At 71.8% G+C, this 19,023-nt stretch carries 22 protein-coding genes; 20 read left to right on the plus strand and 2 right to left on the minus strand.

Going from position 1 to position 19,023, the window contains the following annotated elements; genetic code table 11:
* Both J7E86_RS26055 and ffh read left to right on the plus strand, forming a co-directional pair.
* The coding region (locus J7E86_RS26055) for an ACT domain-containing protein (RefSeq protein WP_215084844.1) at positions 1–606 on the plus strand (606 nt) is incomplete at its 5' end.
* A gap of 76 nt (positions 607–682) precedes the next feature.
* Positions 683–2,227, plus strand: coding sequence for a signal recognition particle protein (ffh, locus tag J7E86_RS26060; protein WP_215084846.1), 1,545 nt, complete (start codon positions 683–685; stop codon positions 2,225–2,227).
* 99 nt (positions 2,228–2,326) lie between these two features.
* Here the strand turns inward: ffh and J7E86_RS26065 are convergent, their stop codons facing one another.
* Positions 2,327–3,160: a class I SAM-dependent methyltransferase gene (locus J7E86_RS26065; RefSeq protein WP_215084848.1), complete on the minus strand. Its 834-nt coding sequence runs from the start codon at positions 3,158–3,160 to the stop codon at positions 2,327–2,329.
* A gap of 299 nt (positions 3,161–3,459) precedes the next feature.
* Here J7E86_RS26065 and proS point away from each other — a divergent pair, with 299 nt between their 5' ends.
* The 18 genes from proS (at position 3,460) to J7E86_RS26155 (ending at position 18,535) form a co-directional block, all read left to right on the plus strand.
* Positions 3,460–4,875 carry a proline--tRNA ligase gene (gene proS, locus J7E86_RS26070; RefSeq protein WP_215084850.1) on the plus strand — a complete coding sequence of 472 codons (1,416 nt, stop codon included), beginning with the start codon at positions 3,460–3,462 and terminating at the stop codon, positions 4,873–4,875.
* A 221-nt stretch (positions 4,876–5,096) separates the two neighbouring features.
* The gene (locus J7E86_RS26075) at positions 5,097–5,687 is read left to right on the plus strand and encodes a hypothetical protein (protein WP_215084852.1); all 591 of its coding nucleotides are present in this window, start codon (positions 5,097–5,099) and stop codon (positions 5,685–5,687) included.
* Positions 5,688–5,844: 157 nt separating this feature from the next.
* On the plus strand, positions 5,845–6,288 hold the full coding sequence (rpsP, locus tag J7E86_RS26080) for a 30S ribosomal protein S16 (RefSeq protein WP_215084854.1): 444 nt from the start codon (positions 5,845–5,847) through the stop codon (positions 6,286–6,288).
* 2 nt (positions 6,289–6,290) lie between these two features.
* A complete protein-coding gene (locus J7E86_RS26085; protein WP_215084856.1) occupies positions 6,291–6,527 on the plus strand; it encodes an RNA-binding protein in 237 nt (78 codons plus the stop codon).
* Positions 6,528–6,683: 156 nt separating this feature from the next.
* A complete protein-coding gene (gene rimM / locus J7E86_RS26090) occupies positions 6,684–7,280 on the plus strand; it encodes a ribosome maturation factor RimM (protein WP_215084857.1) in 597 nt (198 codons plus the stop codon).
* Positions 7,280–8,095: a tRNA (guanosine(37)-N1)-methyltransferase TrmD gene (gene trmD / locus J7E86_RS26095; RefSeq protein ID WP_215084859.1), complete on the plus strand. Its 816-nt coding sequence runs from the start codon at positions 7,280–7,282 to the stop codon at positions 8,093–8,095. The genes rimM and trmD overlap by 1 nt, the downstream gene beginning before the upstream one ends.
* Before the next feature lie 132 nt (positions 8,096–8,227).
* Complete coding sequence (rplS, locus tag J7E86_RS26100) at positions 8,228–8,575, plus strand: 50S ribosomal protein L19 (RefSeq protein WP_215084862.1); 348 nt, start codon at positions 8,228–8,230, stop codon at positions 8,573–8,575.
* Between the two features lie 51 nt (positions 8,576–8,626).
* Positions 8,627–9,526 carry a signal peptidase I gene (gene lepB / locus J7E86_RS26105; RefSeq protein ID WP_215084863.1) on the plus strand — a complete coding sequence of 300 codons (900 nt, stop codon included), beginning with the start codon at positions 8,627–8,629 and terminating at the stop codon, positions 9,524–9,526.
* 244 nt (positions 9,527–9,770) lie between these two features.
* Positions 9,771–10,634: a signal peptidase I gene (lepB, locus tag J7E86_RS26110; protein ID WP_374223862.1), complete on the plus strand. Its 864-nt coding sequence runs from the start codon at positions 9,771–9,773 to the stop codon at positions 10,632–10,634.
* Entirely contained in the window at positions 10,576–11,625 is a 1,050-nt protein-coding gene (lepB, locus tag J7E86_RS26115) for a signal peptidase I (protein WP_215084872.1), read from the plus strand. The genes lepB (J7E86_RS26110) and lepB (J7E86_RS26115) overlap by 59 nt, the downstream gene beginning before the upstream one ends.
* A gap of 84 nt (positions 11,626–11,709) precedes the next feature.
* On the plus strand, positions 11,710–12,483 hold the full coding sequence (gene lepB, locus J7E86_RS26120; protein WP_215084865.1) for a signal peptidase I: 774 nt from the start codon (positions 11,710–11,712) through the stop codon (positions 12,481–12,483).
* A complete protein-coding gene (locus J7E86_RS26125) occupies positions 12,473–12,964 on the plus strand; it encodes an NUDIX hydrolase (RefSeq protein WP_215084866.1) in 492 nt (163 codons plus the stop codon). Before lepB (J7E86_RS26120) ends, J7E86_RS26125 begins: the two co-directional genes overlap by 11 nt.
* A gap of 39 nt (positions 12,965–13,003) precedes the next feature.
* Positions 13,004–13,312, plus strand: coding sequence for a DUF2469 domain-containing protein (locus tag J7E86_RS26130; protein WP_009714730.1), 309 nt, complete (start codon positions 13,004–13,006; stop codon positions 13,310–13,312).
* Between the two features lie 212 nt (positions 13,313–13,524).
* Positions 13,525–13,884: a YraN family protein gene (locus tag J7E86_RS26135; protein WP_215084867.1), complete on the plus strand. Its 360-nt coding sequence runs from the start codon at positions 13,525–13,527 to the stop codon at positions 13,882–13,884.
* Entirely contained in the window at positions 13,884–15,494 is a 1,611-nt protein-coding gene (locus J7E86_RS26140) for a YifB family Mg chelatase-like AAA ATPase (protein WP_215084868.1), read from the plus strand. The genes J7E86_RS26135 and J7E86_RS26140 overlap by 1 nt, the downstream gene beginning before the upstream one ends.
* Complete coding sequence (dprA, locus tag J7E86_RS26145) at positions 15,491–16,675, plus strand: DNA-processing protein DprA (RefSeq protein WP_215084869.1); 1,185 nt, start codon at positions 15,491–15,493, stop codon at positions 16,673–16,675. Before J7E86_RS26140 ends, dprA begins: the two co-directional genes overlap by 4 nt.
* A gap of 253 nt (positions 16,676–16,928) precedes the next feature.
* On the plus strand, positions 16,929–17,765 hold the full coding sequence (whiG, locus tag J7E86_RS26150) for an RNA polymerase sigma factor WhiG (protein WP_215084870.1): 837 nt from the start codon (positions 16,929–16,931) through the stop codon (positions 17,763–17,765).
* A 212-nt stretch (positions 17,766–17,977) separates the two neighbouring features.
* Positions 17,978–18,535 carry a TetR/AcrR family transcriptional regulator gene (locus tag J7E86_RS26155; protein WP_215084873.1) on the plus strand — a complete coding sequence of 186 codons (558 nt, stop codon included), beginning with the start codon at positions 17,978–17,980 and terminating at the stop codon, positions 18,533–18,535.
* Here the strand turns inward: J7E86_RS26155 and J7E86_RS26160 are convergent.
* Positions 18,489–19,023, minus strand: a 535-nt coding sequence (locus J7E86_RS26160; protein WP_215084871.1) for a M23 family metallopeptidase, incomplete at its 5' end; no start/stop codon positions are given. The two genes, J7E86_RS26155 and J7E86_RS26160, sit on opposite strands and share 47 nt — an antisense overlap.

A 19,023-nucleotide genomic window follows, 5' to 3' on the forward strand; every position in this document is an offset into this window, starting at 1 on the left:
GTGCTCGACCTGCGCACGCGCCCCGAGGGCGAGGGCACGGCCGGACCCGGGGGCGCACCGGTGGGCGTCGAGCTGGCCGTCGCCGTCCCCGACCAGCCCGGCGTGCTGCCCGCGACCGCCGGGGTGCTCGCCCTGCACCGGCTCACGGTCCGCGCGGCGGACCTGCGGGCCGTCGGGGGAGCGCTGGTGCTGAGCTGGCGGGTGGCGGCCGCGTACGGGTCGCTGCCCGAGCCCGCCCGGCTGCGCGACGACCTGGTGCGCGCGCTGGACGGTTCGCTGGACCTCGCGGGCCGGCTGGCGGAGCGGGAGGCTGCGTACGCCGGGCGCCGCCGGGGCGTCCACGCGCCGGCGCGGGTGTCCGTGGCGGACGGGCACTCGCGCCACGCGACGGTCCTGGAGGTGCGCGCCCAGGACGCCCCCGGCCTGCTGCACCGCATCGGCCGGGCGCTGGAGGACGCGGGGGTGCGGGTGCGCAGCGCGCACGTCTCCACACTGGGTTCCAACGCCGTGGACGCCTTCTATGTGACAGGGGTGGACGGGGCTCCGCTGACACCCGGGGCGGCGGCCTCACTGGCCCGTGGAGTGGAGGAGTCGCTGGGCGGCTGACCGCACCGGGAGCGTGCGGATACCCTTGGGGGTCAGCCGCCGACTTGACACTCAACAAGAAGGATCCGCGACCACCGTGTTCGATACCCTCTCCGACCGCCTCGCAGCGACGTTCAAGAACCTCCGGGGCAAGGGCCGCCTGTCAGAGGCGGACATCGACGCCACCGCACGCGAGATCCGCATCGCCCTGCTCGAAGCGGACGTCGCCCTGCCGGCCGTCCGCGCCTTCATCCGTCAGGTCAAGGAGCGGGCCCTCGGCGCCGAGGTCTCCCAGGCGCTCAACCCGGCCCAGCAGGTCATCAAGATCGTCAACGAGGAGCTCATCGGCATCCTCGGTGGCCAGACCCGCCGCCTCCGTTTCGCCAAGACCGCGCCGACCGTCATCATGCTGGCCGGTCTCCAGGGTGCCGGTAAGACGACGCTCGCCGGAAAGCTCGGCCACTGGCTCAAGGGCCAGGGCCACGCCCCGCTGCTCGTCGCCTGTGACCTCCAGCGGCCCAACGCCGTCAACCAGCTCGCCGTCGTCGCCGAGCGCGCCGGCGTCGCGGTCTACGCGCCGGAGCCGGGCAACGGCGTCGGCGACCCGGTCCAGGTCGCCAAGGACTCCATCGAGTTCGCCCGGTCCAAGCAGTACGACGTCGTGATCGTCGACACCGCCGGCCGCCTCGGCATCGACGCCGAGCTGATGCAGCAGGCCGCGGACATCCGCGACGCCGTCAGCCCGGACGAGGTCCTCTTCGTCGTCGACGCGATGATCGGCCAGGACGCGGTCAACACCGCCGAGGCGTTCCGCGACGGCGTCGGCTTCGACGGCGTGGTGCTCTCCAAGCTCGACGGCGACGCCCGCGGCGGTGCCGCGCTGTCGGTCGCGCACGTGACCGGCAAGCAGGTCATGTTCGCCTCCAACGGCGAGAAGCTGGACGACTTCGACGCGTTCCACCCGGACCGCATGGCGTCCCGCATCCTCGGCATGGGCGACATGCTCAGCCTCATCGAGAAGGCCGAGCAGACCTTCAGCCAGGACGAGGCCGAGAAGATGGCGGCCAAGCTGGCGAAGGGGCCGAAGGAGTTCACGCTCGACGACTTCCTGTCCCAGATGGAGCAGGTCCGCAAGATGGGCTCCATCAGCAAGCTGCTCGGCATGCTGCCGGGCATGGGCCAGATCAAGGACCAGATCAACAACCTCGACGAGCGCGACGTCGACCGCACCGCCGCGATCATCAAGTCGATGACCCCGGCCGAGCGCCAGGACCCGACGATCATCAACGGCTCGCGCCGCGCCCGTATCGCCAAGGGCTCCGGCGTGGACGTCAGCGCGGTGAAGAACCTGGTGGAGCGGTTCTTCGACGCCCGCAAGATGATGTCGCGCATGGCCCAGGGCGGTGGCATGCCGGGCATGCCCGGCATCCCGGGCATGGGTGGCGGCGCCGGCAAGAAGAAGAAGCAGATCAAGCAGGCCAAGGGCAAGCGCCAGTCCGGCAACCCGATGAAGCGCAAGGCCGAGGAGCAGGCGGCGGCCGAGCGCCGCGAGCAGCAGGCGGCCAACCCGCTGGGCCTGCCGGCCGGCCAGGACGCACAGAACTTCGAACTCCCGGAGGAGTTCAAGAAGTTCATGGGCTGACCCGGCAGTCGGTCACACATCAGCCCCCCGCGGCCCGGCCGCGGGGGGCTGACGTCGTAGGGTGCGGGACGGTTCGGTACGGACAGGGGCCGGGGCGCGTCAGACGCGGGCTATCAGATAGCGGAAGACGTTCGGCATCCAGACCGTGCCGTCACGGCGCAGGTAGGGGTGGAGCGCCTCGCTCAGCTCCTTGGTGACCTGCTCCTCGTCCGTCGCCCGCGCCGCCGCGTCGAAGGCGCCGGTCGAGAGCATGCCGCGCACCGCGCTGCCCATGTCGGCGTATCCGTACGGGCACGCCACCCGCCCCGAGCCGTCGGGGCGCAGGCCGGCTCGCTGGGCGAGGTCCTCCAGGTCGTCGCGCCCACTCGGGCGCCAGCGCGCCGGCGCGCACATGGGGTCCGCGAGCCGGGCGGCGACTCTGAGCGCCCCCGAGGCGGCGCAGCGTTCCTGGGGGCCCCACCCGGCCAGCACGACGGGTGCGCCGGGCTCGGCGAACTCCGCCGCCCGGGCGAGTGCCCCGGCCATCCCGCGGGCGCTCCCGCCGGCGCAGTACAGCGGGTCGAAGGCGGTGACCAGGTTGAAGGCCGGACCGTCGGGTGCGGCGACGGACTCCGGGCCGCCGTGCCCCAGGCGCGTACCGCTCTGGCGCGCGCCGTCCGGCACCAGGCGTTCGCGGGCCAGCTCCAGCCGCCGGCCGTCCATGTCGACCCCGGAGACCTCGGCGCCGCGGGCGGACGCCATCAGCAGCGCCAGGCCGGAGCCGCAGCCCAGGCTGAGCAGCCGGGTGCCGGAGCCGACCTCCAGCCGCTCGTACACCGCTTCGTAGAGCGGCACCAGCATCCGTTCCTGGATCTCCGCCCAGTCGCGGGCCCGGGAGAGGGACCCGGGCGACGAGGAGGGCGGCCGGTGCCGCCGCACGAGCGTAGGTGTCATGGAAAGCGCCCCAATCCGCCGAGAGACGTTGTGCGTGCCCGAATCTGCCCGCCCCCGTGGTACTGCCGTGCGCGCTGCTGTGAAGCACCCCCGTATGCCAGGGAACTCCGCTTCCGTTCCCGAGTCCAGTGGGTAGCGCGAGAACCTTCCTCTGCGACCACGATGGCATGTGCCGCGCGCCCGCGCACGGGATGGCGGGGGTGGAGCGCGCCGCGGCGGGCCGGGGTTCGAAGGAGCTCGCGGGGGCCTGTGAGGAGACGATTCACGCTGGGGCGGATCGGCCCCGTACCATTCGCCCCATGGCAAAGGCTCCCATTCTCACCCCCCAGGCGGACGACTTCCCGCGCTGGTACCAGGACTTGATCAACAAGGCCGAGCTGGCCGACAACGGCCCGGTGCGCGGCACCATGGTCATCCGCCCGTACGGGTACGGGCTCTGGGAGCGCATGCAGCAGGAGATGGACGCGCGCATCAAGGACGCGGGCGCCTCCAACGCGTACTTCCCCCTCTTCATCCCGCAGTCCTACCTGACGCGGGAGGCCGAGCACGTCGAGGGCTTCGCGCCCGAGCTCGCGGTCGTCACGCACGGCGGCGGCAAGGAGCTGGACGAGCCGGTCGTCGTCCGGCCCACCTCCGAGACGATCATCAATGAGTACTTCTCCAAGTGGGTGCAGAGCTACCGCGACCTGCCCCTGCTGATCAACCAGTGGGCGAACGTGGTGCGTTGGGAGATGCGCCCGCGCGTCTTCCTCCGCACGAGCGAGTTCCTCTGGCAGGAGGGCCACACCGCCCACGCCACCTACGAGGACGCCCGCGAGTACGCCGCGCGCATCCACCGGGACGTCTACTACGACTTCATGGTCAACGTCCTGGGCATCGACGTCGTCCTCGGCCGCAAGACGGCCAAGGAGCGCTTCGCGGGCGCCATCAACACCCTCACGCTCGAGGGCATGATGGGTGACGGCAAGGCCCTCCAGATGGGCACCAGCCACGAGCTCGGACAGAACTTCGCCAAGGCGTTCAACACCTCGTACCTCTCCAAGGAGGGGCACCAGGAGATGGTCTGGCAGACCTCCTGGGGCGTCTCGACCCGCATGGTCGGCGGACTGATCATGTCGCACGGCGACGACAACGGTCTGCGGGTGCCGCCGCGCCTGGCGTCCGTCCAGGCCGTCGTGCTCGCGATCAAGGGCGACGACGCCGTGATCGCCAAGGTCCGGGAGATCGGCGACCAGCTCAAGGCCGCCGGGATCCGGGTGCAGGTCGACGACCGCACCGACACCCCCTTCGGCCGCCGCGCCGTGGACTGGGAGCTCAAGGGCGTACCGGTGCGCATCGAGGTCGGCCCGCGCGACCTGGAGAACGGCACCGCGATGCTGGCCCGCCGGATTCCCGGCGGCAAGGAGCCGGTCCGCCTGGACGAGCTGGTCGCGCTGCTGCCCAAGGTCCTCGACGAGGACCAGGCGACGCTGCTGCGCGAGTCGCGCGAGCGCCGTGAGTCCCGCACCAGCGACGTCGCGACCATCGACGAGGCGGCCGAGGCCGCCGTCGCCGGCGGCTGGGCTCGCATCCCGTGGGCCGACCTGGGCCCCGAGGGTGAGGCCAAGCTCGCCGAGCAGGCCGTGTCGGTGCGCTGCCTGGTCGGCGAGGACGGCTCCGTGCCGGAGTCGGACGACGCCCCGGGCACGATCGCCATCGTGGCGCGCGCCTACTGATCCGCCCGCGGGTCCGCTGAGGCGCCCGGGGGCGTACGCCCCCGGATCGCGCTTACCGGTGAGTCAGTACGTCCTATGTTGCGAACGGGTGCGCGGGTTCTCCACAGATCGGCGCACCCGCCCTCGTCAGGACGCATGAGCGTGAAACTGACTGGTACGTGCAAATTATTTGAGATGGCCCGGTATCGGAACACCGGGGGTTCCTTGCTCGTTGTCACGACGTGAGCACGACACCACCTGTTCTCGCCGCAGAGCTGGCGCAGGCGTGGGCCGACATTCAGCGGTACCACCCCGAGCTGCCGGATCTAGCCGCGCCCGAATCGCTGATCGGGGAGTCGTCGTCCGCATGCGGCGCCGAGCTCTCCTTCGAACGGCTGCTGCATGAGGCAGTGCACGGCATCGCGGCCGCCCGCGGTGTCCGTGACACCTCACGCGCCGGCCGCTACCACAACCGCCGGTTCCTGGCGATCGCCGAGGAGCTGGGGCTCGACCACAGCGAGGAGCCGCATCCCAGCAGCGGTTTCTCCCTGGTCGTGCTCAATCCGGAGGCGCGCAAGCGCTACCGCCCGACCATCGACAGACTCCAGCGCGCCCTCAAGGCGCACACGGTCGCGACCACCGCCGACACCTCGCGCACGTTCCGGGGTCCGGCGGCGCGGCACGGTTCGTCCGGCGGAGGGGTTCGCGTCAAGGCGGTGTGTGACTGCGGCCGTAATGTCCGCGTTGTCCCCTCCGTGCTCGCCCAGGCGCCGATCATGTGCGGCGGCTGCGGTCAGCCCTTCCGGATCCCCGAGGTCGTATCGGTCGGCTGACCTGGAGTGGTGTGGCACAATGGGACGCTGTACTCGACAGTCGCATAGGACCCCTCTCTCCTCCGGCTGACGCGTCCATCGGGCACCCCGAGTACCGCAAACCCCACGTGGCATCTCGTTGTGCCCAACCACGTCAAGACCAGGAGACACCACTCCAGTGGCAGTCAAGATCAAGCTGAAGCGTCTGGGCAAGATCCGTTCGCCTCACTACCGCATCGTCATCGCCGACTCCCGTACCCGCCGTGACGGCCGGGCCATCGAGGAGATCGGCCTGTACCACCCGGTGCAGAACCCCTCGCGCATCGAGGTCGACTCCGAGCGTGCCCAGTACTGGCTGAGCGTCGGCGCGCAGCCGACCGAGCCCGTCATGGCCATCCTCAAGGTCACCGGCGACTGGCAGAAGTTCAAGGGCCTGCCGGCCCCGGCTCCGATGCTCGTCGCCGAGCCGAAGGCCGACAAGCGCGCCGCGTTCGAGGAGTTCACCAAGGGCCTCGAGGGTGGCGAGCCGAAGGGTGAGGCCATCACCCCGAAGGCCAAGAAGTCCGAGAAGAAGGCGGACGAGGCCGAGGCCGAGTCCACCTCCGAGTCGACCGAGGCCTGAGAATGCTCGAGGAGGCTCTCGAGCACCTCGTGAAGGGCATTGTCGACAACCCCGACGAGGTGCAGGTCGCGTCGCGCAACCTGCGGCGTGGGCGCGTGCTGGAGGTCCGGGTACACCCCGATGACCTCGGCAAGGTGATCGGCCGCAACGGCCGTACCGCCCGCGCGCTGCGCACCGTCGTGGGCGCCATCGGCGGACGTGGCATTCGCGTCGACCTCGTCGACGTGGACCAGGTCTGATATAGCCCCTTTTTGCGGATGAACCGCCGCCGCTTTCGCGGAGGTGGCCGCTCGCCATCGGGGTTACTCAATTGATGGTTGCGAGAGACTTGAAGGCCGGGGGCATTCGCCCCCGGCCTTCAGTTCTTTTCGCAGCCCCCTATACGGAGTGAAAGCGTGCAGCTCGTAGTCGGCAGGATCGGCCGCGCCCATGGGATCAAGGGCGAGGTCACCGTTGAGGTGCGTACGGACGAGCCCGAGCTGCGGCTCGGCCCCGGCGCCGTCCTGGCCACCGACCCCGCCGGAGTGGGGCCGCTGACCATCGAGACCGGCCGGGTGCACAGCGGCCGGCTGCTGCTGCGCTTCGCGGGCGTCAGCGACCGTACGGGCGCCGAGGCGCTCCGCAACACGCTCCTGGTCGCCGACGTCGACCCCGACGAGGTCCCCGAGGACCCCGAGGAGTACTACGACCACCAGCTGATGGACCTCGACGTCGTCACCGTCGACGGCACGGAGATCGGCCGCATTACCGAGATCGCGCACCTGCCGTCCCAGGACCTCTTCATCGTGGAGCGGCCCGACGGCTCGGAGGTGATGGTCCCCTTCGTCGGCGAGATCGTCACCGAGATCGACCTGGAGGAGCAGCGCGCGGTCATCGACCCGCCGCCCGGTCTGATCGACGGCTCGCAGGCGGTCGTCGCCGGTACCCGCGACGCCGAGGGCGACGAGCCGGGCGAAGGCCGGCCGGGCGACGACGCGAAGGGTGACGCGTAATGCGGCTCGACGTCGTCACGATCTTCCCGGAGTACCTGGAACCGCTGAACCTCTCGCTCGTCGGCAAGGCGCGCGACCGCGGCCGGCTGGATGTGCGCATCCACGACCTGCGGGAATGGACCCACGACAAGCACAACACCGTGGACGACACGCCCTACGGCGGCGGCCCCGGCATGGTCATGAAGCCCGAGCCGTGGGGCGAGGCGCTCGACGCGGTCATCGAGTCCGGTGAGGGCGACGTCCGCCCCGTCCTGGTCGTCCCGACCCCGAGCGGCAAGCCCTTCACCCAGCAGCTCGCCGTGGAACTGTCCGAGCAGCCGTGGCTGGTCTTCACACCCGCCCGCTACGAGGGCATCGACCGCCGCGTCATCGAGGAGTACGGCGACCGCCTCGACGTCCGCGAGGTCTCCATCGGCGACTACGTCCTGGCCGGCGGCGAGGCCCCCGTCCTCGTCATGGTCGAGGCCATCGCCCGGCTGCTCCCGGGCGTCCTGGGCAACGCCGAGTCCCACCGGGACGACTCCTTCGCCCCCGGCGCCATGGCCGACCTCCTCGAAGGGCCCGTCTACACCAAGCCCCCGGAGTGGCGGGACCGCGGCATCCCCGACGTCCTGCTCAGCGGCCACCACGGCAAGATCGCCCGCTGGCGCCGCGACGAGGCGTTCCGGCGTACGGTCCGCAACCGGCCCGACCTGATCGAGCGCGCCGACCCGGCCGCCTTCGACAAGAAGGACCGCGAGATGCTCTCGATCCTGGGCTGGGCCCCGGGTCCGGACGGCCGATTTGGGCGAGTGGCCCCGGACGTGGAAGAATAAGCTGTTGCCTTGCGCCCGGCGCGCGCCCCTGCCACAGGGGGAACGACGTCCGCCCGGTGCTTCGCGCGACACCCACCATCATTTCGATATTCCGCTGATGACCTGTGGCATCGGCGAGGAGAGCAGACGGTTATGAACCTTCTCGACAACGTCGACGCCGGATCGCTGCGCAGCGACGTCCCGGCCTTCCGCCCCGGCGACACCGTGAACGTCCACGTTCGCGTCATCGAGGGCAACCGCTCCCGCGTCCAGCAGTTCAAGGGCGTTGTCATCCGCCGCCAGGGCGACGGCGTGCGCGAGACCTTCACGGTCCGCAAGGTCTCCTTCTCCGTCGGCGTGGAGCGTACCTTCCCGGTGCACAGCCCGATCTTCGAGAAGATCGAGGTCGTCACCCGCGGTGACGTGCGTCGCGCCAAGCTGTACTACCTCCGTGAGCTCCGTGGCAAGGCTGCGAAGATCAAGGAGAAGCGCGACCGCTGAGCTTCCGTCCGGAGTCCGGGCCGGGCCGGAGGCGGATAGGCTTTCGGCTCGATGGACACCGACGCACAGCTTTCGGAGCGCGACCGCTCTTCACGACCCGCAGAGGGTGTGGAGCAGGGGTCGCGCTCCTCGCGTTTTCCGGCCGGGGATCCGGCGGAGGATCCCGCTGCCGATCCGGCCGCGGGTCCGGCCTCCGACAGAGCGCCGGGGCCGGCCCCCGATCCGCGGGGCCGCCTTTCGTCGCGCGCCGTGCGGGCCTGGCTCGGAGGCGGCGGACCGATGCGCCGGGCGGGACTGCTGACGACCGTCTGCCTGGTCTTCCTGCTCCTGCTGAGCAACTTCGTCGTACAGCCCTTCCTGATTCCCAGCGGATCGATGCGCGACACCCTGCGGGTGGGCGACCGGGTGCTGGTCAACAAGCTCGCCTACCGCTTCGGGGAGCAGCCGCGCCGCGGTGACGTCGTCGTCTTCGACGGTCTGGGCTCCTTCGTCCAGGAGGCGCCGGCCGAGAACCTGGTGGCCGCCCTGATCCGTGCGGGGGCGTCGTCCGTCGGCCTGATGCGGCCCGCGCGGACCGACTACATCAAGCGGGTCGTGGGCGTCGGGGGAGACCGGGTCACCTGTTGCGACGCCAAGGGCAGACTCCTCGTCAATGGTCAACCGATCAGCGAGGATTACCTCTATCCGGGTGACGTCCCCTCGCGAGTGCCCTTCGACGTCGTGGTGCCGGAAGGGAAGCTGTGGGTGATGGGCGACCACCGCGGCGACTCGCGCGACTCCCGTGACCACCTCGGGGAGCCGGGCGGCGGTACGGTCCCGGTCGGCCAGGTGATCGGGCGGGCCGACTGGATCGGCTGGCCCTTCGGCCGGATGTCCTCGCTGGGACGGACCGACGCCTTCGCGCACGTACCGGAGCCGGGCACGGGTCATGCGGGGCGGCCGCATGGGTAGCCGGGGACGTACGGATCCGGCCCGTCCGCACGCGCGCCCGCGGGCGCGCGTGCCGGTGCCCGCACCGCCGGGCCGGGAGACGCGGGAGCCCGGGGAAGCGTGGGAGACCGCGGAGCCGGCCGGGCGGCCGCCGGGCGACGGGCCGGGGCGTACGGACACGGGCGGCCGGGCGGCGCGGCGGAAGGCCGCGCGGCGGGTGAAGAGGCGCCGCCGCAGGTCGGTCGTCAAAGAGGTGCCGGTCCTGATGGCGGTCGCGCTGTTGATCGCGCTGGTGCTGAAGACCTTCCTGGTGCAGGCGTTCGTCATTCCCTCCGGATCGATGGAGCAGACGATCCGCATCGGCGACCGGGTGCTGGTGGACAAGCTCACGCCGTGGTTCGGTTCCAGGCCGGAACGCGGCGACGTGGTGGTCTTCAAGGACCCCGGGAAATGGCTCGAAGGCGAGCAGACGCCCGCCGGGCAGGACCCGGTGGGGATCAAACAGGCGAAACAGTTTCTGACCTTTATCGGCCTGCTTCCGTCCGCCGATGAGCAGGATTTGATCAAGCGGGTCATCGGTATCGGCGGTGACACGGTCAAGTGCTGTGACAGCGACGGCAAAATCACCGTCAACGGAACACCGCTGGATGAGCCGTACGTCCACCCCGGCAATCCCCCCTCCAAGATCCAGTTCGTGGTGAACGTACCGGCGGGCCGGCTCTTCGTGATGGGTGATCACCGATCGAATTCGGCCGATTCGCGCTTTCATCTCGAAGAGCCCGGCCGCGGCACCGTTCCCGAGAGCCTGGTGGTCGGGCGCGCGGTCGTGATCGCCTGGCCGTTCGGCCACTGGCGGAGCCTGTCGGAACCGGACACCTTCGCTTCGGTCGGAGACGCGCCGCTCTCGGGGACGCGAGCACGCTCTTCGCCGAATAGTGTGTCCCCCACGGATCAGGAAGGACTGATCCGGCTCCCGACCCCTGCGGAACTCCCGCTCGTTATGGGAGTGGTGGGCCTGCGTCGTATGTACGGCAGGCGGCAGAGTGGAGAGAGGAGTGGATGTGGGGGACTTGGCGGTCGGCGCACGTTCCGGTCACGGAGAGCCAGAGAAGCGACCCGCGGGGGCTGAGGAGTCCACCGGAGGCGACGCGCCGGAGACGGCCTTGTCCCAGGCGGCCGCGGCCGCCCAGGCATCCCAGGAGTCCGTGGACGGTTCGGTGGAGAAGGACGACGGCGCGACGCCCGGTGAGGACGGCGGGGCGGACGCGGGCGGCAGGCGGCAGAAGAAGCAGCGCTCCTTCTGGAAGGAGCTGCCGATCCTGATCGGCATCGCCCTGGTGCTGGCGCTGCTCATCAAGACCTTCCTGGTGCAGGCGTTCTCGATTCCCTCGGACTCGATGCAGGACACGCTCCAGCGGGGCGACCGGGTGCTGGTGGACAAGCTGACGCCGTGGTTCGGGGCGGAGCCCGAGCGCGGTGAGGTCGTCGTCTTCCACGACCCGGGCAAGGGGGCGAACAGCTGGCTCGGCCCCGACACCCAGCCGCAGAACACCGGCCCGCTGGGCGGTGGCGTCCAGAAGGTCCTCAGCTTCATCGGGCTGATGCCCTCGGCCGAGGAGAAGGACCTGATCAAGCGGGTCATCGCGGTCGGCGGGGACACCGTGGAGTGCGCGGGCAACGGCGGACCGGTGAAGGTCAACGGCAAGGCGCTCGACGAGAAGTCGTACATCTACCCCGGCAACTCGCCCTGCGACGACGAGCCCTTCGGCCCGGTCAAGGTGCCCAAGGACCACCTGTGGGTCATGGGCGACCACCGCCAGGACTCCCTGGACTCGCGCTACCACCCCGGCCTGTTCAACGGCACGGTGCCCGTCAAGGACGTCGTCGGCCGCGCGATCGTCGTCGCCTGGCCGGTCAGCCGCTGGTCCTTCCTGCCCGTCCCGGGCACCTTCGACCAGTCCGGACTGAACGCCGCGGGCGCGTCCGCGCCCATGGCGCTCGGATTCGTGGGCGCGGTGCCGCTGGTGCTGTGGCGCCGGCGCCGGATCGTCGGGAAGACGACGGCCGGGACGACCGCGGCCGCGACGGCCACGGCCCGGAAGGCCCTGCCGAAGGGCTGACTGGTGCCCGGACCGCCGGGTAGTGTGCGATCCCCCGTCCCATGGGCGGGGGATCGCACTTTCTACGCCGGCGGGAGCACTGGGATGAGCGGAGCGGGACGTACGGACGACGGCCACGGCCGCGCGGGCAGGGTGCTGTCCGGGCTGGCCGTGGCCGTCGGCTGTGTGCTCTTCCTCGGCGGCTTCGTCTGGGGCGCCCTGCTGTACCAGCCGTACACCGTGCCCACCGACTCCATGACGCCGACCATCGGGCGGGGCGACCGGATCCTCGCCGAGCGCGTCGACGGCGGCGCGGTGCGGCGTGGCGACATCGTCGTCTTCAAGGACAAGGTCTGGGGCGACGTCCCCATGGTCAAGCGTGTCGTGGGGGTCGGCGGTGACACGGTGGAATGCTGTGACGCCCGGGGCCGCCTGAAGATCAACGGCAAGCCGGTCGAGGAACCGTATCTGCGGTCCCAGGGCCCGGCCTCGCCCATGGCCTTCTCCGCCGTCGTGCCCCAGGGCCAGCTCTTCCTCATCGGTGATCACCGCGTCACCTCGGTGGACTCCCGCTCCCACCTCGCCGACGCCTCCCACGGCTCCGTGCCGCGCACCGCGGTCAAGGGCCGGGTGGACGCCACGGCCTGGCCGGTGGCGGGCTGGGGCATGATGGACAGGCCCGAGTCGTTCGCCGCCCTGCCGGGCGGCACCTCACGGCCGGGCCCGCTGCCCCTGGTGCTGGCGGCGGTGGTCGCGGGCGCGGTGCTCATCCTGGGCGGCGCGGCCTACGGACCGATCGCGCGCCTCCTGACGCCCCGGCGCGCGGCCGGCACACAGGGCGAGGAGAGCGGGAAGGGGATGGCGGCCCGTGTCCGATGAGAGCCCCCGCAGGGCCTCCCGGATCATCCTGCTCGACGAGCGGGACCGCATCCTGCTGATGAACGGCTTCGAACCGGACGACCCCGCCACCACCTGGTGGTTCACCCCGGGCGGCGGCCTGGAGGCCGGCGAGACCTGGGAAGAGGCCGCCCGGCGCGAGCTGGCCGAGGAAACCGGGATCACGGAGGTCGAGCTGGGCCCGGTGCTCTGGCGGCGGACCTGCTCCTTCCCCTTCGACGGGCGGCGGTGGGACCAGGAGGAGTGCTACTACCTGGCCCGCACCGGCCAGCGCCCGGTGTGGACCGGAGGCGGGACGGAACTGGAGCGGCGCAGTGTCACGGGGCTGCGCTGGTGGACGTGCGAGGAACTTCTCGCGACCCATGAGACGGTGTATCCGACCAAGCTCGCCGGGCTGCTGCGTACGCTGCTCGACGAGGGGCCCCCGCGTACGCCAGTGCTCCTGGAGACAGAGCGAGCCTGACGCACAATGGGGGGACGCACGGCTGAAGGGGAACATGCCATGAGCGCCGAGGACCTCGAAAAGTACGAGACCGAGATGGAGCTGAAGCTCTACCGGGAGTACCGCGATGTCGTCGGTCTGTTCAAATACGTGATCGAGACCGAGCGGCGTTTCTACCTCACCAACGACTACGAGATGCAGGTGCACTCGGTACAGGGCGAGGTCTTCTTCGAAGTCTCGATGGCCGACGCGTGGGTGTGGGACATGTACCGGCCGGCCCGGTTCGTGAAGCAGGTGCGGGTGCTCACGTTCAAGGACGTGAACATCGAGGAGCTGAACAAGAGCGATCTGGACCTTCCGGGCGGCTGATCGAAGGCTGTCGGGCGGTTGAGCGGAGGCTTTCGGGGGTCGGGCGGAGGCTTTCGGGTGGTCGGGCGGAGGCCTTCGGTGGTCCGGTGAGGGCCTTCGGCCGGGTGGCCGAAGGCTTACGGGTGACGGGGTTTTCCACAACCGCCGGGTTATCCACCAAGATCCAACAGATCGGCGCGCGGGCGGCACAGTCGGTGCCGGAGGTGGTGCCGATGAACGCCCGAGGAGCTCTCGGTCGCTACGGCGAGAATCTGGCGGCCCGCCGGTTGGCCGAGTCGGGGATCGTCATCCTGACGCGCAACTGGCGGTGCCGGGACGGTGAGATCGACCTCGTCGGACGGGACGTCGACGCGCTCGTCATGTGCGAGGTCAAGACCCGCCGCGCCGGACCGTACGAACACCCGATGGCCGCCGTCACCCCGGCCAAGGCCCGGCGGCTGCGCCGGCTCGCCGAGCGCTGGCTGGAGCGGTACGGCGGGCCGCCGCCGGGCGGGGTGCGGATCGACCTGGTGGGCGTGGTCGTCCCCCGCCGCGGCGCCCCGGCCGTCGAGCACGTCAAGGGGGTGGCGTGATGGGTTTCGCGCGTACGTGCTCGGTGGCGCTGGTCGGCGTCGAGGGCGTGGTCGTCGAGGTCCAGGCCGACCTGGAACCGGGCGTCGCGGCCTTCACCCTGGTCGGTCTGCCCGACAAGAGCCTCGTCGAGAGCCGCGACCGGGTCCGCGCCGCGGTGGTGAACTCCGGCGGTGAGTGGCCCCAGAAGAAGCTGACGGTGGGGCTGAGCCCGGCCTCGGTCCCCAAGGGCGGCAGTGGCTTCGACCTGGCGGTCGCCTGCGCGGTGCTGGGGGCCGCCGAGCGCATCGATCCCCGGGAGATCGCCGACCTGATGATGATCGGCGAACTGGGCCTCGACGGCCGGGTCCGCCCCGTGCGGGGCATCCTCCCCGCCGTCCTGGCCGCCGCCGACGCGGGGTACCGCCAGGTCGTCGTGCCCGAGCGCACGGCCGCCGAGGCGTCCCTCGTGCCGGGCGTCTCCGTCCTCGGCGTCCGCAGCCTGCGCCAGCTGATCGCCGTTCTGACCGACGAACCGGTGCCCGAGGAGGAGGAAAGACCGCGGGACGGCCGCCCCGACCCCATGCTCGCGGGCCTGTCGGTCCCGGGGGCGGGCGCGGTGACGGGCACCCTCGCCGGCGAGCGCCGACCCGACCTCGCCGAGGTCGTCGGCCAGAACACGGCACGCCGGGCACTGGAAGTCGCCGCGGCCGGCCGGCACCACCTGTACTTCCAGGGCCCGCCCGGAGCGGGCAAGACCATGCTCGCTGAGCGGCTGCCCGGCCTGCTGCCACCGCTCACGCCGCAGGAGTCGCTGGAGGTCACCGCGGTGCATTCGGTGGCCGGGGTCCTGCCCGCCGGACAGCCCCTGGTCGACCGGGCTCCCTACTGCGCGCCCCACCACTCGGCGTCCATGCCCTCGCTGGTCGGCGGCGGGTCGGGGATGCCGCGCCCGGGCGCGGTCTCGTTGGCCCACCGCGGCGTGTTGTTCATGGACGAGGCCCCGGAGTTCTCGGGGCGGGTGCTGGACGCCCTCCGTCAGCCCCTCGAATCGGGGCATGTGATCGTGGCGCGTTCCGGGGGAGTGATGCGGCTGCCGGCCCGCTTCCTCCTCGCCCTGGCGGCCAACCCCTGCCCGTGCGGGCGGCACGGTATGACGGGAGAGGGCTGCGACTGTCCACCGATGGCGGTCAGGCGGTACCGGTCGCGGCTGTCCGGGCCGCTCATGGACCGCGTCGACCTCAGGGTCACGGTCGAACCGGTGGCACGGTCCGAGCTGACCGGGCCCGGGCCGGCACCGGAGTCGACCGCCGTCGTCGCCGCGCGGGTCGCCGACGCCCGGGAACGGGCCGTCGCCCGGTACACGGACACCCCCTGGCGCACCAACAGCGAGGTGCCCGGCCATGAGCTGCGCACCCGGTGGCGCGCCGCACCGGAGGCCCTCGCCGAGGCCGAACGCGACATGGAGCGGGGACTGCTGACGGCGCGCGGGCTCGACCGGGTGCTCCGGGTGGCCTGGACCGTGGCCGACCTCGCCGGGCACGACCGCCCCGGCGCGGAGGACGTCAACCTCGCGCTCGACCTTCGCACGGGTTTCCGGCGCGGCCCCCTCGCGACAGGGGCTCCGGCATGACCGGCGCCGTCCCGGCCGGGGACCGGGCGGCGAGGGTGGCGCTGACGCGGCTGACGGAGCCGGGCGACGAGAAGGTGGGCCGCTGGCTGCGGCAGATGGGCGCCGAGGCCCTGGTGCGCGGTCTCACCGGGGCCGGGCCACCGCCGGCGGGGGCGGGGGAGGAGCGGCTCGCGGGGTGCCGGGCGCGGGCCGCCGTGCTCGACCCCGTCGCGGACCTCGGCACCGTCGCCCGGCTGGGCGGCCGCTTCCTCTGCCCGGGCGACCGGGAATGGCCCCGGCAGCTCGACGACCTGGGCGACGCCCGGCCCATCGGCCTCTGGGTGCGCGGCGGAGCGGATCTGAGGCTGTGGGCCCTGCGCTCGGTCGCCGTCGTCGGCGCCCGGGCGTGCAGCGACTACGGCTCGCACGTGGCGGCCGTCCTCGGTACCGGGCTCGCCGAGCGCGGTTGGACGGTGGTCTCGGGGGCGGCGTACGGCGTGGACGGCGCGGCGCACCGCGGGGCGCTGGCCGCGGGCGGTGCCACGGTGGCCGTGCTGGCCTGTGGGGTGGACGTCCCCTACCCACGCGGGCACACGGAGTTGATCGACAGGATCGCGGAACAGGGTCTGGTGCTGGCGGAGTTGCCGCCCGGCGGTCATCCCACCCGCAGCCGCTTCGTCCTGCGCAACCGCGTCATCGCCGCGTTGACGCGGGGCACGGTGGTCGTGGAGGCCGAGTACCGCAGCGGATCACTGGTCACCGCGCGGCGCGCCCGGCAGCTGGGACGTCAGACGATGGGGATCCCGGGACCGGTCACCTCGGGGCTCTCGGCCGGGGTCCACGAACTGCTGCGGGAGGAGGCCCACCTGGTCACCGACGCGGACGAGATCACCGAGCTGGTCGGCGGAATCGGTGAACTGTCCCCCGAACGCCGTGGCCCCGTCGTGGCGCGGGACCTGCTGCCTCCCGCGGCCGCCGCCGTGCTGGAGGCGGTGCCCGCGGGGGAGGGCGGGGACCGTGATCTCATCGCCCGGAACGCCGGATCGAGCCGCGACGGCACTCTCGCCAGACTCCAGGAACTGCAAGCCCTGGGCTTCGTCGAACGCCATGGTGATCAATGGCAGTTGGCCGGGCCGTCGTCAACATCCGTCACTCGCAAGCCCCTCGGACGGCGCCCCTCCGTCCGGCGAGGCGGTTCTTGACCTGGGGCGATCGGGTGAAAAGGTTAAGGGGACGACCGCGGGAACCGATACGGCGAACCCGGCACGGTCACCGTGCCCTCCGCCCCGCACGCCGGGGGGTACGGGCAGGGGAACGCGTCCGCGCACCGACTCCGCACCTCGACCGAAGGGGCTCTCCTCGCGCACCGCAGCGCCTCAGTCACGCTACGCTCACGGGAATCCAGCCATTCGTACCACTCCATTCACGTCACAGCAGAACGGCTCAAGACGACGAATGCCCCAGCACACCTCCGGCTCCGATCGCGCGGCGGCACCGCCGGCAGCGCGCGGCGCCGCGCGCCCTCCCGCTCCCTCGACGATCGATGAGCTGTGGCGGTCGTACAAGGCGACGGGCGACGACCGGCTGCGGGAGCAACTGATCCTCCACTACTCGCCGCTGGTGAAGTACGTGGCGGGGCGGGTCAGTGTCGGCCTGCCGCCCAACGTCGAGCAGGCGGACTTCGTGTCCTCCGGAGTCTTCGGACTCATCGACGCCATCGAGAAGTTCGACCCCTCACGGGAGATCAAGTTCGAGACCTACGCCATCACGCGGATCCGTGGGGCGATGATCGACGAGTTGCGGGCGCTGGACTGGATCCCGCGCTCGGTCCGGCAGAAGGCGCGGGCGGTCGAGCGTGCGTACGCCACCCTGGAGGCGCAGCTGCGCCGCACGCCCTCGGAGGCCGAGGTGGCGGCGGAGATGGGCATCGCCGTCGAGGAACTGCACAGCGTCTTCAGTCAGTTGTCGCTGGCCAATGTGGTGGCCCTGGAGGACCTGCTGCACGTCGGCGTCGACGGCGGTGAGCGGCTGAGCCTGATGGACACCCTGGAGGACACCGCCGCCGACGATCCCGTCGAGGTCGCCGAGGACCGCGAGCTGCGCCGGCTGCTCGCCCGGGCCATCAACACCCTGCCCGAGCGGGAGAAGACCGTGGTCACCCTCTACTACTACGAGGGCCTCACCCTGGCCGAGATCGGCCATGTCCTCGGGGTCACCGAGAGCAGGGTCAGCCAGATCCACACCAAGTCGGTCCTCCAGCTGAGGGCGAAGCTCGCGGACATCGGGCGCTGAGCGGGCCGGCTCCGGCCGCCACACCGCACCGTGCCGCACCGACCGTGCAGTGCCGGGCCGCCCGTACCTCCGCTCCTCGCCCTCCCGGGCTTCGCCCACGGGCCTGATCAGGCGGATTTCCAGCCGGTGCCGGTGGGCAATCCCCCTCCACCGTCGTCCCGGCGGGGGGACATCCGTAAAGTGGACGCGTGCCCAGGATTCGAGCGGCCTCAGTGGCCGAGCACCGGACGATGCAGCGCGATGCCCTGCTGGACGCTGCCCGCTCCCTGCTGTCCGAAGGCGGTACGGAGGCGTTGACCTTCCCCGCCCTGGCCGAGCGCACCGGGCTGGCGCGGTCCTCGGTCTATGAGTACTTTCGCTCCCGGGCGGCGGTGGTCGAGGAGCTGTGCGCCGTCGACTTCCCCGTGTGGGCGGCCGAGGTCGAGGCCGCCATGGAGCGCGCGGACACGCCCGAGGCGAAGATCGAGGCATATGTGCGACAGCAGCTGTCCCTCGTCGGCGACCGCCGGCACCGGGCCGTGGTCGCGATCTCCGCAGGCGAACTGGACGCGGGTGCCCGCGAGAAGATCCGTGCCGCGCACGGCGGCCTGATCGCCATGGTCGTCGAGGCGCTCACCGACCTCGGCCACGACCAGCCGCGACTGGCCGCGATGCTCCTGCAGGGCGTGGTGGACGCCGCCGTGCGCCGCATCGAGCTCGGCGTCGCCGAGGAGCCCCGGCACATCACCGAGGCCGCGGTCGCCATGGCCCTGCGCGGGGTCGGCGGCTGACACGGCCGGCGGGCCCGACCGGGCCGGCGGCTCCGGCCGGTTCCGCGGGGGCGGCCCCCGCGGCCCGGAAGGACAGCCCCGCCAGGCCCAGGGGCCCGGTCAGCGGCAGCAGCCGCGACGGCGGCCGGCGCAGCATCCACGGCGGCAGCAGCGACAGCGGGTCGAGATAGGTGTCGCCCCGCAGCAGCCCCCAGTGCAGGCAGCCCGCCGGACAGTGGAACGGGCCCGGGGCGAGCGCGCCGACCACCTGGCCGGCCTCCACACGGTCGCCCTTCCCCACCGCCGGGCGCACCGGCTCGTAGGTGATCCGCAACGGCGGCTCGCCGCTGCCCGCCAGTTCGACCGCCACCACACCCCGCCCGGCGACCGTGCCGACGAAGGACACCGTCCCCGGCGCCGCCGCCCGCACCGGCTGCCCCGCCCGGGCGTCGAGATCCACGCCACGATGGCCCGCCGCCCACGCCACCGGGGGCGGCGCCCACGCCCGG

The organism is Streptomyces sp. ISL-11, assembly GCF_018614525.1.
Lineage (GTDB): Bacteria > Actinomycetota > Actinomycetes > Streptomycetales > Streptomycetaceae > Streptomyces.

Bases quoted from the DNA above. Each gene is read 5' to 3' on its own strand.
- proS (WP_215084850.1), top strand. From the start codon at position 3,460: ATGGCAAAGGCTCCCATTCTCACCCCCCAGGCGGACGACTTCCCGCGC.
- whiG (WP_215084870.1), top strand. From the start codon at position 16,929: ATGCCCCAGCACACCTCCGGCTCCGATCGCGCGGCGGCACCGCCGGCA.
- J7E86_RS26130 (WP_009714730.1), top strand. From the start codon at position 13,004: ATGAGCGCCGAGGACCTCGAAAAGTACGAGACCGAGATGGAGCTGAAG.
- dprA (WP_215084869.1), top strand. From the start codon at position 15,491: ATGACCGGCGCCGTCCCGGCCGGGGACCGGGCGGCGAGGGTGGCGCTG.
- J7E86_RS26135 (WP_215084867.1), top strand. From the start codon at position 13,525: ATGAACGCCCGAGGAGCTCTCGGTCGCTACGGCGAGAATCTGGCGGCC.
- lepB (WP_374223862.1), top strand. From the start codon at position 9,771: ATGGCGGTCGCGCTGTTGATCGCGCTGGTGCTGAAGACCTTCCTGGTG.
- trmD (WP_215084859.1), top strand. From the start codon at position 7,280: ATGCGGCTCGACGTCGTCACGATCTTCCCGGAGTACCTGGAACCGCTG.
- rplS (WP_215084862.1), top strand. From the start codon at position 8,228: ATGAACCTTCTCGACAACGTCGACGCCGGATCGCTGCGCAGCGACGTC.
- J7E86_RS26085 (WP_215084856.1), top strand. From the start codon at position 6,291: ATGCTCGAGGAGGCTCTCGAGCACCTCGTGAAGGGCATTGTCGACAAC.
- J7E86_RS26065 (WP_215084848.1), bottom strand. From the start codon at position 3,160: ATGACACCTACGCTCGTGCGGCGGCACCGGCCGCCCTCCTCGTCGCCC.
- lepB (WP_215084863.1), top strand. From the start codon at position 8,627: ATGGACACCGACGCACAGCTTTCGGAGCGCGACCGCTCTTCACGACCC.
- J7E86_RS26140 (WP_215084868.1), top strand. From the start codon at position 13,884: ATGGGTTTCGCGCGTACGTGCTCGGTGGCGCTGGTCGGCGTCGAGGGC.
- lepB (WP_215084865.1), top strand. From the start codon at position 11,710: ATGAGCGGAGCGGGACGTACGGACGACGGCCACGGCCGCGCGGGCAGG.